Genomic DNA, 12,447 nt, shown 5'->3' with positions numbered 1-12,447 from the left:
CTAGTTGGCCTTTTGGTTTAGCAGATAATTAATAATGCGAGGAAGTTTCGCCGGAGCCAGTGCCTTACCTGAATGAGTGCTCTCAAAGAAAATCATTTCCACATGCGGGCAGAATTGTTCCAGATGCACTAAATTCACGGGTTCATTTTCAAAGAAGTAGATCTTTTTAAAATTCTTCTTATCGTTTTCGATAAACCAATCGGTTTTGAATTGAGCATCATCCATGCTGCGATGAGGTTTTAAAACGAGCTTCGCACGATCATTCATCGGGAAACCCCATTGATGAAGAATTTCTGCAGAGCCAATACCCATGCGTTCCACATCTCGTCCTGTAAGGTAGGCGATGTCTGCTCCGGCTTTTTCAACTTCAAGAACAAACTCCAAAGCGCCATCATACAAAGAGTCGAATTGAAGATAGTGATTTGAAAAGAAATGTTTCTGCCAATAAGCGCGAATGGCCTCTTGAAATTCGGGATGAGCACCATCAAGACCTGCGCGTTCCAAAGCGGCGGTGATACCCCAATCTGAGCGCATGGTTTTAATGTTCTTAAGCAAAGTCGTTTGCTCAGGAAATTTCTTTTGATTGATGGGGGAGGCTGCGAAGTCGAGAAGAATTCTTTCCACCCGCGGACTGACATCAAAAAGGGTGGAATCTAAATCAAATACAACCAGGCTTTTTTCGCCTTGTTGAGTGATCGCTCGAATATTATCAAGAACCTGCTCTAACATAAGGGCCATCTAGCCATACAAGTCCAGTGAAATCAAAGACTTTTCTTGCCCTGTCAGAGTGATTTTCTATAATAGCTTTGGAGGCTTACAGCATGACAAGACTTCTTACAATGGTCCTGATCAGTTCGTTTTTGGTATCGGGATGTAACTTAAAAAAAGATGCCTTGGGCACTGAAAAAAATCCTATCAAGTTTCATCTTGTGCCTGCTGTCGATGCTAAGGTGCTTGCTGATAATGCCAAAGTGCTTGAAGAGTATTTAGAGAAAAACACTCCCTACAAGTACGAAATCACCATCCCTCAATCTTTCGTCGCCGTCGTTGAAGCTTTTGGCACAAAAAGGGCCGACGTGGCCGCCATCAACACTTATGGCTATTACCTTGCCCATAAGCAGTACGGTGTTGAAGCCCGACTGACGGTGATTCGTTACGGAATTGCGACGTATCAATCTCAGTTTCTCGCTCGTGCGGACAGCAAAATCAAAACACTGAAAGACTTGGCCGGAAAGAAAGTGGCGTTTGTCGATCCCGCCTCCACCTCCGGATATCTTTTGCCGCTGAAGACTTTGAAGGATCTGAAGATCGAACCTAAAGACACTGTGTTTGCGATGAAACATGACTCGGTGGTGACGATGATTTATCAAGGCCAAGTGGATGCCGGAGCCACCTACTATAGCCCGGCACAGAATGGCCAGATTGAAGATGCTCGTCGTTTGGTGAAAACTCAATATCCTGATGTCGAACAGAAAGTAAAAATTATTGAGCTTTCTGAACCCATCCCCAATGATCCGATCGTTTTCAGAAAAGACATGCCAGAAGAGATGAAAGAAAAAATCGTGGACACACTTCTGCAATTTGCGGCAACTCCCGAAGGACTTAAAGCTATTGATCTGATGTTGGGAGCGACGAATTTTAAAAAAGCCACCGACAGCGATTACGACAGCGTTCGTGAAATGCTAAAAACCTTGGCGCCGCCCGAAGGAAAATAAAATGACCACTCCTTTACTGAGTGTGCGAAATCTTTCAAAGACTTATCCCAATGGGGTGCGCGCTTTAAAAGAGGTGAATTTAGAAGTTCAACCTGGGGAGTTCTTAGTCATCATCGGCTTAAGTGGTTCAGGAAAGTCGACCTTGCTTCGCTGTCTGAATCGTCTGCATGAACCAACGTCAGGACACATCTTTTTCGAAGGTGAAGATGTCGGCCAATTAAAAAAGGGTGAAAACGTACGTCGGCTGCGTAAGAACATCGGCATGATTTTTCAGCACTTCAACTTGATTCCTAGGCAAAGTGTTCTGAAGAACGTGTTGATGGGACGACTGGCAGAAAAATCGACGTGGCAAAGTTTCTTCGGTTTATTTTCTGACGAAGATAAGAAAGAGGCCCTGCAAAATCTAAAACTTGTCGGGATTGCCGACAAAGCGTTGCTAAGAGCGGATCATCTTTCAGGAGGACAAAAACAGCGTGTGGCCATTGCGCGAGCGCTGACTCAAAAGCCGAAGTTGATTTTGGCGGATGAGCCCGTGTCGTCTTTAGATCCCGCAACCTCGCATGCGGTGATGGATTATCTTAAAAAGATTAATCAAGAGCTTGGTATTACGGTGATCGCGAATCTGCATTTTCTTTCTTTAGTGCGTAAATACGCCACACGGGTGGTGGCGCTCAAAGAAGGAGAAATTGTTTTCACCGGAAAGCCAGAAGAGATCACCGAAGAGTGGTTCCATCGTATTTACGGAGAAGACGCCCATGACATTTCGTAAAATTATATTTGATGGAATTATTTTTGGGTTCTTTCTTTCCGTCTTAACTGTCGCTTTTTTTGTTTCTTCAGAGGACGCGATGTTGAACCTTCCGGTGGTGGCGGGCAGTGCGCTTGCATTTTTTGCCGTCGGATGCGGCTTCAGTATTTTATTAAAAAAAATGAAGGTCGTTACTCTGGGTGACATCTTATTTAAGACCTCGCCACCCACTTTAGAAGACAAAGCTTGGTTTCGCCGCTTCTGGGGGTGGCAGCTCATCATTTCGTTACTGACGGCTTTGATCGTCTCTATTTATAAAACGGAATTTTCGCTAATAGAAATTCTAGATGAAAACGGCTTTGCTGGCGCCGTTCGACTTTTTAAGGGGCTGTTGGACCCAAATTGGGAAGTTCTTCCAAGGGCTGTTTTAAATATTATCGAAACGATCTTTATGGCGTTCTTAGCGACAACATTGGCGATACCTGCGGCATTTGTCCTGAGCTTTCTCTGCGCTAAAAATATCATGCGCGGACCGTTTGCAAAAACGGTGTATTTAGTTTTACGCACGTTTTTAAATATCACTCGCTCTATCGAAGCGCTGATTTGGGCCATCATTTTTTCTGTGTGGGTTGGCATCGGGCCGTTCGCGGGCATGCTCGCTTTAATGATTCACTCGATTGCTTCGCTCGCCAAACAATATTCTGAAATGATAGAGGCGGTCGAAGAAGGTCCCATCGAAGCCATTGAATCGACCGGCGCCAATAAACTGCAAACAATTTGGTATGCGATTGTTCCTCAAGTGCTTCTGCCGTATATTTCATTTACGGTCTATCGCTGGGACATCAATGTGCGCATGGCCACCATCATCGGTTTGGTTGGTGGGGGAGGCATTGGAACAATGTTGGTTCAGTATCAGGGCCAAGCGATGTGGCGCGAAGTCGGTTGCATTATCGCCGTGATCGCCGTGGTAGTGTGGGCGCTGGATTTAGCCTCCGCACATATTCGTGAAGCTCTTAAATAGAGGTGGTTATGTCAGAATTAAGTCCTTTTAAAATCACAATCAAAGAACATCATGTGGACTCATACGGGCACATCAACAACGCCACGTATTTGCAAATTTACGAAGAGGCTCGTTGGGAAATCATCACGCCGCGTGGGTTTGGTTTTAAAGAAATTCATCAAAAGAAGATGGGTCCGGTCATCCTTGAAGTGAATATCAAATTTTTAAAAGAAATTCGACTGCGCGAAAGCATCACGATCGTGTCTAAAGTGACAAGCTATAAAGGCAAGATTGCGACCATGCTTCAGCAAATGGTCAAAGAGGATGGATCGGTCGCAAATGAAGCGACATTCGTTTTCGGGTTGTTTGATATGAAAGAGCGTCGCTTGATTGAGCCTACGCCAGAGTGGAAGGCCGCTTTGGGAATGGAATAAGCTTTTCAAGAGCAGAAAATAAAAAAGGCATCCTGGAGGATGCCTTTTTTCATTTAAGACCTTCAGATCTTAGAAGTTTTGAATGTAATCAACCAACTCTGGGAAATCGATGAACGGGTTGCGATTGCCTTGAGCTTTTTGGATCTCATTATTTCTGTGCATTTCTTCTTCATCAACTGGATCTTCAAGATGCCATTTGCGAAGAACTTTTTCTTGGTTAGAGCTGATTTGAATGCTGTAACGAACTGAGAAATAGAAAAGAGCGCGAGCGACATTTCCTTTGTGCGCCGTTGGTGGTTCAAAGATTTCTGCACTTCCACCAGTGCCTTTGCCGGTGCGTGATTCTTTACATTTAAGAATTTTTGAATCTCTGGAAACTTCACCGAATTCATTGTTGCCGCGAACAGAGTTCATTTCAGAGTCGGCGGGATACAAATGGTGAAGATCTGATTTTTGCATGCCTTTGTTGAATTTGCCGGTGAAGCGGCTTTGAGGCCATGTGTGCTCTGTGTTCAGAGTCGTGCTGTCGGGGATGACGCGAGGACCAGGAGGTGTTCCACGGAATTCGTGGCTGTGTCTGATATTACCGCAGTAAACATCAGGAAGACCGTAGTTGCCGTTTCCTTCATCGACTAGGTAATAAACGCCTAGAAGGAAGATGCGGGCACGGTCATAACCCAGTGAGATGTGTTGGTAACAACCGTTAGAGCCGTTGCAGTTATCCGTGATTTCATCCAGGTGACCTGGGATCGCACGGTGTTGGCTGCTAAGCACGGTGTGCAAACGCTCAACCAATTCTTCGTCTCGAGCACCCGATGAAAGATCGTTATAAAAATCTTCACCGTAGTATGGAATTTGTTGAGAAATGGTGGCTGCATTAACAGAGCCAGAAAGAAGAACAAATAGAACCGACAGTAAACTTGCTGTCATATAAACCCCTCCATAGACAGACATTTTAGGTGTCTTGTAGAAACGCTGCGCCCTATTCACAGCATATACGGAACGTATGAAGTTTAAATATGAAATTAGGCAGCGAAGCAAGTACATAATCCAATGCGTACTGCGCCAAAACAAAATACTGACATTTAAAATATGAGGGATTAAGCGACTTTAGCTATCGGTGACGCGACAACGGTCAGATAAAAGTGCCCTTTACCCGTTGAAAACGGAATCATCATGCCCGCAGCTCCCGGAGCACTGTGCACAGTTTGCCCCGCGCCTAAAATCACGCGTGGAACCGTCATCTGCACACCGTAGTTGGTGATTTCAGCCTTGGCATTACCGAAGATGATATTATTGATCTCACCCACGGCATCTTGATTGTCTTGCGTAAGCTCTGTTTGCTCTTCCATCAACATGGTCGAAACAACTTCAAGGTAACTTCCTTTGTCAAAAGAGATCGTCAAGTAACCTTGGAACGACTGGCTTTTGATATCAATCACAGAAGAGACTTCGCCCATCAAAGGTTCATGCGGGGATTTTGGTCCTGCCTTACCCATGTTGACTGACGTCACGCCAAACTGCCCAAGAACACTGGTCGTGGCTTTGATGACAGCATTGATCACGCGCACATCCACGGCATACTTTGAAGCCGCGACAACCGGAGGTGTTTCTTTCGAGGCCCCATGATGCTGAATATTTAAAATTGAAATCATCGCATCAATCAACTCGCCAGGAGAAACAGGTTTTTTAAAGAATTTCGAATTTTGCAAAGACTCGGGAAGATCCGTTTCTTCACGTTGTGAAATCACGATCACGTCAGCATCTTGCGTATTTTTATAAGTATGAATGCCATAAACGAAGCCGCCGTCCATCAGACGGGGAACTTCCGTATCGATGATCACCATGTCGAATTTCTGATTTTCAGATTTGATAGCCGCTTCCGCTCCGTCTTTGGCTCGTACAAGGATGGGCGCAACAGCTGAATTTTCTAGCTGTTTAAATAGTGGTTCGCGGAGCTGGTGCTCCAAATCACACTTGTTGTCCACTATGAGGATATTCTTTCTAGTCTTCATTTCTTTCTTCTGTACAAAAACCATAAGCTTCAATCAGTTTGGGCATTACTAACCTTAACCACCAGTAATCTGATCGGGCTTTCATGAGGAAGGCTTTAACCTTATTTTCGTCAAAAAGTTCGACGAAACATAACGAATTTTCTTTGAGAAACTGTCTAATTTCCTACAGTTAAGTCAGGTCTTGTTTGTGCCGATAGACTTTCTAAGGAGTATTCTGAGATGGCAAAACAGTACTATTTATCTAACAATGGGACCCATATTGGACCGTATACGCATGAGACGGTTCTTAAAAAGATCGAGGCCCAGGAACATCAATGGACAGATTACGTTTACGACGACAACGTCGGCGAATGGATGATGTTGTTAGAGCACCCCGAGTTTGCAACCAAGCTAGCCCAAAAGCCTGCGGTTCGTCCTGGCGCTTCTCCGGCTCCGGCACCTAAGAACCTCAAAGACAAAGAGTGGTTCATTCTGAAGGAAGGCAATAACTACGGCCCTTTCTGCAGACTGGAGCTTGTGCAAATGCTGCAAGAAAAAACTCTTTTTGAATACGACTACATTTGGCACGCAAAACTTCCGGCATGGAAACGTGTCGCTGAAGTGGAAGAGTTTTCGTCACAAAGTATCCGCGGAATGAAAGAATCCAAAGATGCCGATGTGGCAGAGATCTTTTTCCGTCGCCGTCATGCGCGAGCTTCTTACGGCGCTTCTTTGATCGTTCATAATAACAAAACCGTTTTCCGTGGTCAGGCGCTTGAAATCAGCGCAGGCGGAGCTGGTGTTCTTATCGACACTCCGAATTTGCAACCGGGTCAGTCTCTCTTCTTGCATTTCCAACCGGGTGATGGGGTTCCTCCTTTCAATGCTGTCTGCCAGATCGTCAGCAAGCAGTTTGTGAAAGATGCGGCTCCGGATTCTGAATCTGTGAAGTACGGTGTGAAGTTCACGACCCTCAGTCAGTCGGTCCGTGAAAGCATTAAGAACTTTACTACAAAAGCAGCTTAATTTTTTCGGGGGAGGTTCCCAGGCCTCTTCCGCAACTTTTAGAGGAACTATGAAAAAAGGATTTTCAGCATTGTTAGTGGGCGTCAGTGCGATGATGCTAATGGCGTGTGCACAGGATGTGAAGTTCGATCTACCCGCGGATTCCGACAACTTCGATCAAAATGTCACCTACAATAATAAGGTGGATATTCTTTGGATCGTCGACAACTCGTCTTCGATGTTAAAACATCAGCAAAGTTTGTCGAGCCAACTGCCTGATCTTGTGACGAAATTAAATTCCTTAAAAATGGATTATCACATGGCGGTCGTCACGACCAGCGTGGGCGGTACAAATCCCGACGGCGGCAAATTCATCGGTTCGCCAAAGTTTGTGACGAAGTCGACGCCTGATTTAGTGAACAGTTTAAAAAGTCGGATGATCGTGGGTGAGGCGGGGAGCTCCAATGAACGCGGTCTTCAATCCATGGAAATCGCCCTATCGCCCTCCTATCTTGCGGGGGAAGGCCGTGGTTTCTTTAGGGAAGACGCTTTGCTTGTCGTCATTGCTTTATCTAACGAAAACGACAAGAGCCCGGTATCAAATCCAGTAGCGTATTACACGAATGTTTTAGATTCCTTGAAAAGACCTTGGGTGGACGGCAGTCGTTCTTGGGTTTTCAATTTCATCGGCGTATTGCCTACTAGTATTAATTGCTCCACATTCAATGATTACTCTGAGTCTGGTTTGACTTTTATTGATATTGCGAAAGCGTCCGGTGGCGTGACAGAGTCCATTTGCAGTTCGAGTCTGACTACAGCGGTCACGAATATTAGATCTCGCATCTATCAGATTTTGACGGACTTTAAACTTTCAAAAAAACCTCTGGTGGAAACTATCACGGTTAAAATCAATGGTGTTTCGATTCCTCGTAGCAACGTGAATGGTTGGGACTATATTGAGTCTATCAATGCCGTTCGTTTCTATGGTTCCGCCGTGCCAGCAGCGGATGCATCCATCAAAGTGGATTTCAAACCTAAAGAAGCAAACTGATAATACAGTCCTTGGGCTTTCATCAATTCTGCGTGAGAGCCCACCTCGGCCACTTCACCCTGATTTAAAACAACAATGCGATCGCACTGCTCAATCGTTGAAAGACGGTGAGCTATGATAATGCTAGTACGGCCTTTGGTGATTTCTTTTGTCGCCTCCTGAATGATGTGCTCACTTTCAGAATCAATATTTGCTGTCGCTTCATCCAAGATAAGAATATCGGGGTTGAATGCCAGAATCCTAGCGAAGGCAATAAGCTGTCTTTCGCCGACAGAAAGATTGGCGCCGCGTTCATCGACGGTACTTGAAAGATCGCGTCCTGTGCGCAGAAGCAACGACATATATCCCGTTTTTTCACAGGCTCTTTGAATCTGTTCGTCCGTGACCTTTGGGTCGCCGAGTCCGATATTGTCGCGAATCGTGCCACGGAAAATAAAGTTATCCTGTTGCACGACGCCCACGTGATGACGGATTTCATGACGGGCAATACGTTCTAAAGCGACGCCATCGACATAAATCGACTTTTCCGGAGCATCGTAAAAGCGCTGAAGTAAAGAGATGAAAGTGGACTTTCCGCTTCCAGTTCTTCCCACGAGAGCTATCGATTCACCGGCTTTGATATGTAAAGAGATGTTCTTTAATACCGCAGGAAGCTCGGGCTCGTATTGAAATGTCAGATCGCGAATTTCAATATCGCCTTGAACGACTTGGGGACTGTGAAGGTTCTCTAGTTCAAACTCTTTCTTTTCGTCCATGAGCGTGAATATACGCTCAGCACTGGTTAAAGAGTTTTGAAACTGTTGATACTTTTCTAAGATTTCGCGCAGAGGTGGGATGAAGTCCTGAATGTTCATCAAGAAAGCCACCAAAGAGCCAATCGCGATTGAATTTTGCGCACTTAATAAACCACCGAAGTACAATGCTGAAGTGATTGTCGTGGCATTAAACAGGTTCATAATCGGCTGCATCAGCGCATACGCACGGATCGAACGCATGTTTGTATCACGATAATCGGTGGAGAGTGCTCCGAACAGCTCCCGATTGCGGGTGACACGATTGTACAACTGAACGACTTTAATGCCGTTCAGATTTTCCGCTAAGAAAGCATTGATCAAAGAAAGTTTCTTCTTTTGTTCGCGTAAGATCTCGCGAATGCGATTGCTCAAGTAGATCGAAGCGCCAATAAAAAACGGAGCTAAGATCAAAGAAACCAAAGTGAGTTTCCAAGAAATCAAAGACAGGGCCACCACGACAGAAACGATAACCACGCTTTGAGTAAAGACCGCAATAACGCCTTCAGAAAAAAGTTCCCCTAAAGACATCACATCATTTGTCAGGCGAGTCACTATTCGTCCTGTCGGGGTTTTATTAAAGAACTGCAGAGGCAGGCGCTGGACGTGCGACATCAGATCTTCACGCAAGTGAAAAAGCATGCGGTTTCCGAATCGCTGAAACAGGTACACGTTTCCGAAAGAAAAGATCGAACGGCAGATTTCTAAAGCCAAATACGCATAAGCGACATTAATAAAAACGCTATAGTCTTTTTCTTTCACACCGTGATCGATCGCATATCCCACTAGGAATGGGATCATACGAGCGACGGCCGCGCCACCGGCGACAGCGGCGATGGCTGAAAATAGCAAAAGCTTTTCCTTGCGTGCGTAAGGCCACAGGCGACGGAATAATTCGGGGTAGGTGATCTTAGTTTTGACTAGATCTTCATGCATGAAATTTTCACTCATGATGATCCCCCTTTCCTTGAATCTGCACAATTTTTTGAAATGTCGGACTTTTTTCTAAAACCTCATTATAAGGACCCAAAGCTTCGACTTGTCCGTCTTTTAAGATCAAAAGTTTATTCACGGCTTTTAAAGATGAAAGACGGTGAGCCACAATAATACGACTCATCGTTGAGTGACTTTTGCTTAATTCCGCCTCGATGGCTTTTTCTGTCTGCGTATCAACCGCGCTTAATGAATCGTCGAGCACAAGAACTGGCGTTTTCATGATCAATCCACGCGCGATAGTCAGACGCTGCTTTTGTCCGCCTGAAAGATTCACGCCGCGTTCGCCCAGTTGGGATTCAAATTTATGCGGAAGTGATTCAATTTCAGTCGTTAAATCGACAACTTCAGTCATACGAACGATGTCTTCGTCGGCGGCCCGAGCTTTGAGGCCGAAGCTGACATTGTCAGAAATGCTTTCGCTAAATAAGAAAGCCTCTTGCGGGACCAGGAGGAAAGTTCTTCTTAACGATTCCTGGGTGATGTTCTCGATAGGGTGCCCGTTGATCAATATCTGACCTTCTTCCAGCGGATACATGCGCGAAAGCAGATTCAGTATTGTAGTTTTACCGGCACCAACAGGCCCCATGATGCCCAAGGATTCACCGGCGTTCAAAGTGAAAGACACATTTTTAAGAACGTAGACCGAGCTGCCTTTATGCTTATAAGACACGTTTTTGAATTCTAAGGTTTGGAACGAAGTCAGCTCGTGCTTTCCCAGATCGGGAATATCAGTCTCTGTTTGCAGAACCTCTTTAATACGATCAAAAGAGGCATAACCTTTTTGGAAGTAAGAAAAGCCCATGCCCAATGCTGTCATAGGCCAAACCATCTTTTGGATGTAACGATGAAAAGCGACGAAGGTGCCAATAGTAACGGCGCCAGAATAAATATCATCGCGAGCGACAAAAAGCAGAATCACGCTGCCCGAGGTGACACCGAACTCCATCACAGGAATAAAGAACGCATCAATGCGTGCGACTTTGTTACAGGCTTTTTCAAAAGCGGAGCTGACGCTATTGAAAAGCGTTGTACGATTGTCTTCCTGAGCAAAACTTTTGATAACGCGGATGCCGCCCACGGTTTCTTGCGCAACACCAGTCAGCTCAGAGAAACGGTCTTGTTGAGTTTTGTAGTTTGAATGAATTAGGCGCATCACTCGCCAAATTAAAAAGGGAACGATCGGCAAGAACACCAGGGTTTTCCAAGTCCATTCCCAGTTCAAAGAAATCATGATCGGCAGCACCACGCCGATAATGATAATGCCGTCTGCGAGAATTAAAAGTCCCGGGCCGATGGCTTGGCGGAAAGATTGAACGTCATTTGTAAGAAGACTCATCAATTCGCCCACTTGGTTTTTGTGGAAGAAGTTAGGTCCTAACGAGGTGACGTGGCGGAAAAGTTTTTGACGAATATGTTCGGCTGCGAAAGTGTGAAACTTTCCGAAGTACGCGCGCCAGCCATAACGACTGACAGCTAAACCTGCCATGATCGCGAAAAACATCGCGCATGTTTTACCGATGTCATCGAGCGGAACTTTTGTTTCGATCTGATCAATTGCCGTTTTCATAATCAACGGATAAATTCCGTCCAGGGCATTGGTGATCAACAAAAAAAGCATCCCCAAGCTGAAGGCTCGGGGATTGTTTTTAATGTAGAACCAAAGAGGACGATTAAATAAAGAGGAGTTCTCTGTCGCAGATTGCATCGTCGGAACTTTAGTTAATCCCAGCGGACTCTGCAAGAGTTTTGGGTTTCCCCTCGATATTGCTCTTGGCGTCGTTCGTATGCTCTTTGTTCCCAGCCATAAAAGAAAGGGCGAGACTGGAATAAACGGTCTACTAGAAACTTCAAGATGGCCATAAAACCTCCTACAGTGCCTTGTCTCTAGGATCGGCAGGTTGGTCCTATTATTCAATACCCTTGCTTAGAGTATTAAAATACGCTACCCTCAGTTTTGGGGGTTGAGATGTCGCAAATTGACCAGTTTTTAAACTCACTCAAACGCGCTTTAAAAGCGAAGAATGTTCTATATCGTGACTTGGCGAAACCCTTGGGTTTAAGCGAATCCAGCGTAAAGCGCATTCTTTCCAACAAGAGTTTAAGTCTTGAACGCCTGGAAGAAATCTGTCGCGTGGCCGATATCAGTTTTTCTGAAGTCGTGAAATCCGCAAATCTGGAAGAGGCCAATCAAGCGGTCACGCTTTCCGACGAACAAGAAAAGGCCCTCGCGGAAAATGCGCGCCTTCTGCATTACTTCATGATGTTACAAGAGGGAAAGACTCCACAGAAGATTGAGCGCGACTATCAGATCGCCAGTTCTGAATCGAAAAAATATCTTTTCCAATTAGACCGATTGAATTTGATCGAGCTTCATCCTCGCGACAAAGTAAAGTTCAAGCGCCAAGGCTTTTTGCGTTTTCGTCGCGATGGACCTGTAGGTAAAGCCTTGTTCGATCAAACAAAGACCAGCTATTTGAGTTACGATTTTAGACCCGAAGACTACATTCGCTTTTCGTTTCTAAAAATCAGTCCTCCGGCGCTGGCCAAGTACAAAGCAAAACTCGAGCGCATTTTGTTAGAGATGCAAGAGGAGTCACGCTTTGAAGGGGAGCACAACGTGCCCGTGCAAGACACGGGTGTCTTGTTATCCTTCCGCCCTTGGCAGTATTCGTATATGGGTGCTATTAAAAAGAAAGAGGGTAAAGAAGATTAG

Annotated in this window: 12 protein-coding genes and 1 riboswitch; of the genes, 7 read left to right on the top strand and 5 right to left on the bottom strand. The window is 45.3% G+C overall.

Annotated elements, in window-relative coordinates; all coding sequences use genetic code 11:
• A complete protein-coding gene (locus AZI87_RS03095; protein ID WP_081112172.1) occupies positions 1–729 on the bottom strand; it encodes an HAD family hydrolase in 729 nt (242 codons plus the stop codon).
• Between the two features lie 92 nt (positions 730–821).
• On the opposite strand from AZI87_RS03095, the gene AZI87_RS03090 reads away from it, so the two are divergent.
• Genes AZI87_RS03090 through AZI87_RS03075 form a run of 4 tightly spaced genes read left to right on the top strand, consistent with a single transcriptional unit; the run spans position 822 to position 3,897 of the window.
• Positions 822–1,715, top strand: coding sequence for a phosphate/phosphite/phosphonate ABC transporter substrate-binding protein (locus AZI87_RS03090; protein WP_063204954.1), 894 nt, complete (start codon positions 822–824; stop codon positions 1,713–1,715).
• A gap of 1 nt (position 1,716) precedes the next feature.
• Entirely contained in the window at positions 1,717–2,484 is a 768-nt protein-coding gene (gene phnC / locus AZI87_RS03085; protein ID WP_063204953.1) for a phosphonate ABC transporter ATP-binding protein, read from the top strand.
• Positions 2,471–3,484, top strand: a complete 1,014-nt coding sequence (phnE, locus tag AZI87_RS03080) for a phosphonate ABC transporter, permease protein PhnE (protein WP_063204952.1) — start codon at positions 2,471–2,473, stop codon at positions 3,482–3,484. The genes phnC and phnE overlap by 14 nt, the downstream gene beginning before the upstream one ends.
• 8 nt (positions 3,485–3,492) lie before the next feature.
• A complete protein-coding gene (locus AZI87_RS03075; RefSeq protein WP_063204951.1) occupies positions 3,493–3,897 on the top strand; it encodes an acyl-CoA thioesterase in 405 nt (134 codons plus the stop codon).
• Between the two features lie 69 nt (positions 3,898–3,966).
• On the opposite strand, the gene AZI87_RS03070 is transcribed toward AZI87_RS03075, so the two are convergent.
• Both AZI87_RS03070 and AZI87_RS03065 read right to left on the bottom strand, forming a co-directional pair.
• Positions 3,967–4,827: an endonuclease I family protein gene (locus tag AZI87_RS03070; RefSeq protein ID WP_063204950.1), complete on the bottom strand. Its 861-nt coding sequence runs from the start codon at positions 4,825–4,827 to the stop codon at positions 3,967–3,969.
• A riboswitch (purine riboswitch) is annotated at positions 4,821–4,918 on the bottom strand. (Overlaps the previous gene by 7 nt.)
• A gap of 79 nt (positions 4,919–4,997) precedes the next feature.
• Positions 4,998–5,912 carry a chemotaxis protein CheX gene (locus AZI87_RS03065; RefSeq protein ID WP_253696379.1) on the bottom strand — a complete coding sequence of 305 codons (915 nt, stop codon included), beginning with the start codon at positions 5,910–5,912 and terminating at the stop codon, positions 4,998–5,000.
• Positions 5,913–6,131: 219 nt separating this feature from the next.
• Here AZI87_RS03065 and AZI87_RS03060 point away from each other — a divergent pair, with 219 nt between their 5' ends.
• Both AZI87_RS03060 and AZI87_RS03055 read left to right on the top strand, forming a co-directional pair.
• Positions 6,132–6,917, top strand: a complete 786-nt coding sequence (locus AZI87_RS03060; protein ID WP_063204948.1) for a GYF domain-containing protein — start codon at positions 6,132–6,134, stop codon at positions 6,915–6,917.
• A 49-nt stretch (positions 6,918–6,966) separates the two neighbouring features.
• The gene (locus AZI87_RS03055) at positions 6,967–7,947 is read left to right on the top strand and encodes a hypothetical protein (protein WP_063204947.1); all 981 of its coding nucleotides are present in this window, start codon (positions 6,967–6,969) and stop codon (positions 7,945–7,947) included.
• On the opposite strand, the gene AZI87_RS03050 is transcribed toward AZI87_RS03055, so the two are convergent.
• Together AZI87_RS03050 and AZI87_RS03045 are read right to left on the bottom strand one after the other, a co-directional pair.
• A complete protein-coding gene (locus AZI87_RS03050; protein WP_253696377.1) occupies positions 7,878–9,689 on the bottom strand; it encodes an ABC transporter ATP-binding protein in 1,812 nt (603 codons plus the stop codon). The genes AZI87_RS03055 and AZI87_RS03050 overlap by 70 nt on opposite strands.
• On the bottom strand, positions 9,682–11,439 hold the full coding sequence (locus tag AZI87_RS03045; protein WP_063204946.1) for an ABC transporter ATP-binding protein: 1,758 nt from the start codon (positions 11,437–11,439) through the stop codon (positions 9,682–9,684). The genes AZI87_RS03050 and AZI87_RS03045 overlap by 8 nt, the downstream gene beginning before the upstream one ends.
• Positions 11,440–11,700: 261 nt before the next feature.
• Here AZI87_RS03045 and AZI87_RS03040 point away from each other — a divergent pair, with 261 nt between their 5' ends.
• On the top strand, positions 11,701–12,447 hold the full coding sequence (locus tag AZI87_RS03040) for a helix-turn-helix domain-containing protein (protein ID WP_063204945.1): 747 nt from the start codon (positions 11,701–11,703) through the stop codon (positions 12,445–12,447).

Source organism: Bdellovibrio bacteriovorus (assembly GCF_001592745.1).
Lineage (GTDB): Bacteria > Bdellovibrionota > Bdellovibrionia > Bdellovibrionales > Bdellovibrionaceae > Bdellovibrio > Bdellovibrio bacteriovorus_B.
This window is presented reverse-complemented; position numbering and strand designations above follow the sequence as displayed.

What these genes read in the sequence shown, in the direction of transcription:
- AZI87_RS03070 (WP_063204950.1), bottom strand. Translation starts at nt 4,827, where the DNA reads ATGACAGCAAGTTTACTGTCGGTTCTATTTGTTCTTCTTTCTGGCTCT.
- AZI87_RS03090 (WP_063204954.1), top strand. Translation starts at nt 822, where the DNA reads ATGACAAGACTTCTTACAATGGTCCTGATCAGTTCGTTTTTGGTATCG.
- AZI87_RS03045 (WP_063204946.1), bottom strand. Translation starts at nt 11,439, where the DNA reads ATGCAATCTGCGACAGAGAACTCCTCTTTATTTAATCGTCCTCTTTGG.
- phnE (WP_063204952.1), top strand. Translation starts at nt 2,471, where the DNA reads ATGACATTTCGTAAAATTATATTTGATGGAATTATTTTTGGGTTCTTT.
- AZI87_RS03065 (WP_253696379.1), bottom strand. Translation starts at nt 5,912, where the DNA reads ATGAAGACTAGAAAGAATATCCTCATAGTGGACAACAAGTGTGATTTG.
- phnC (WP_063204953.1), top strand. Translation starts at nt 1,717, where the DNA reads ATGACCACTCCTTTACTGAGTGTGCGAAATCTTTCAAAGACTTATCCC.
- AZI87_RS03050 (WP_253696377.1), bottom strand. Translation starts at nt 9,689, where the DNA reads ATGAGTGAAAATTTCATGCATGAAGATCTAGTCAAAACTAAGATCACC.
- AZI87_RS03040 (WP_063204945.1), top strand. Translation starts at nt 11,701, where the DNA reads ATGTCGCAAATTGACCAGTTTTTAAACTCACTCAAACGCGCTTTAAAA.
- AZI87_RS03075 (WP_063204951.1), top strand. Translation starts at nt 3,493, where the DNA reads ATGTCAGAATTAAGTCCTTTTAAAATCACAATCAAAGAACATCATGTG.
- AZI87_RS03055 (WP_063204947.1), top strand. Translation starts at nt 6,967, where the DNA reads ATGAAAAAAGGATTTTCAGCATTGTTAGTGGGCGTCAGTGCGATGATG.
- AZI87_RS03095 (WP_081112172.1), bottom strand. Translation starts at nt 729, where the DNA reads ATGTTAGAGCAGGTTCTTGATAATATTCGAGCGATCACTCAACAAGGC.
- AZI87_RS03060 (WP_063204948.1), top strand. Translation starts at nt 6,132, where the DNA reads ATGGCAAAACAGTACTATTTATCTAACAATGGGACCCATATTGGACCG.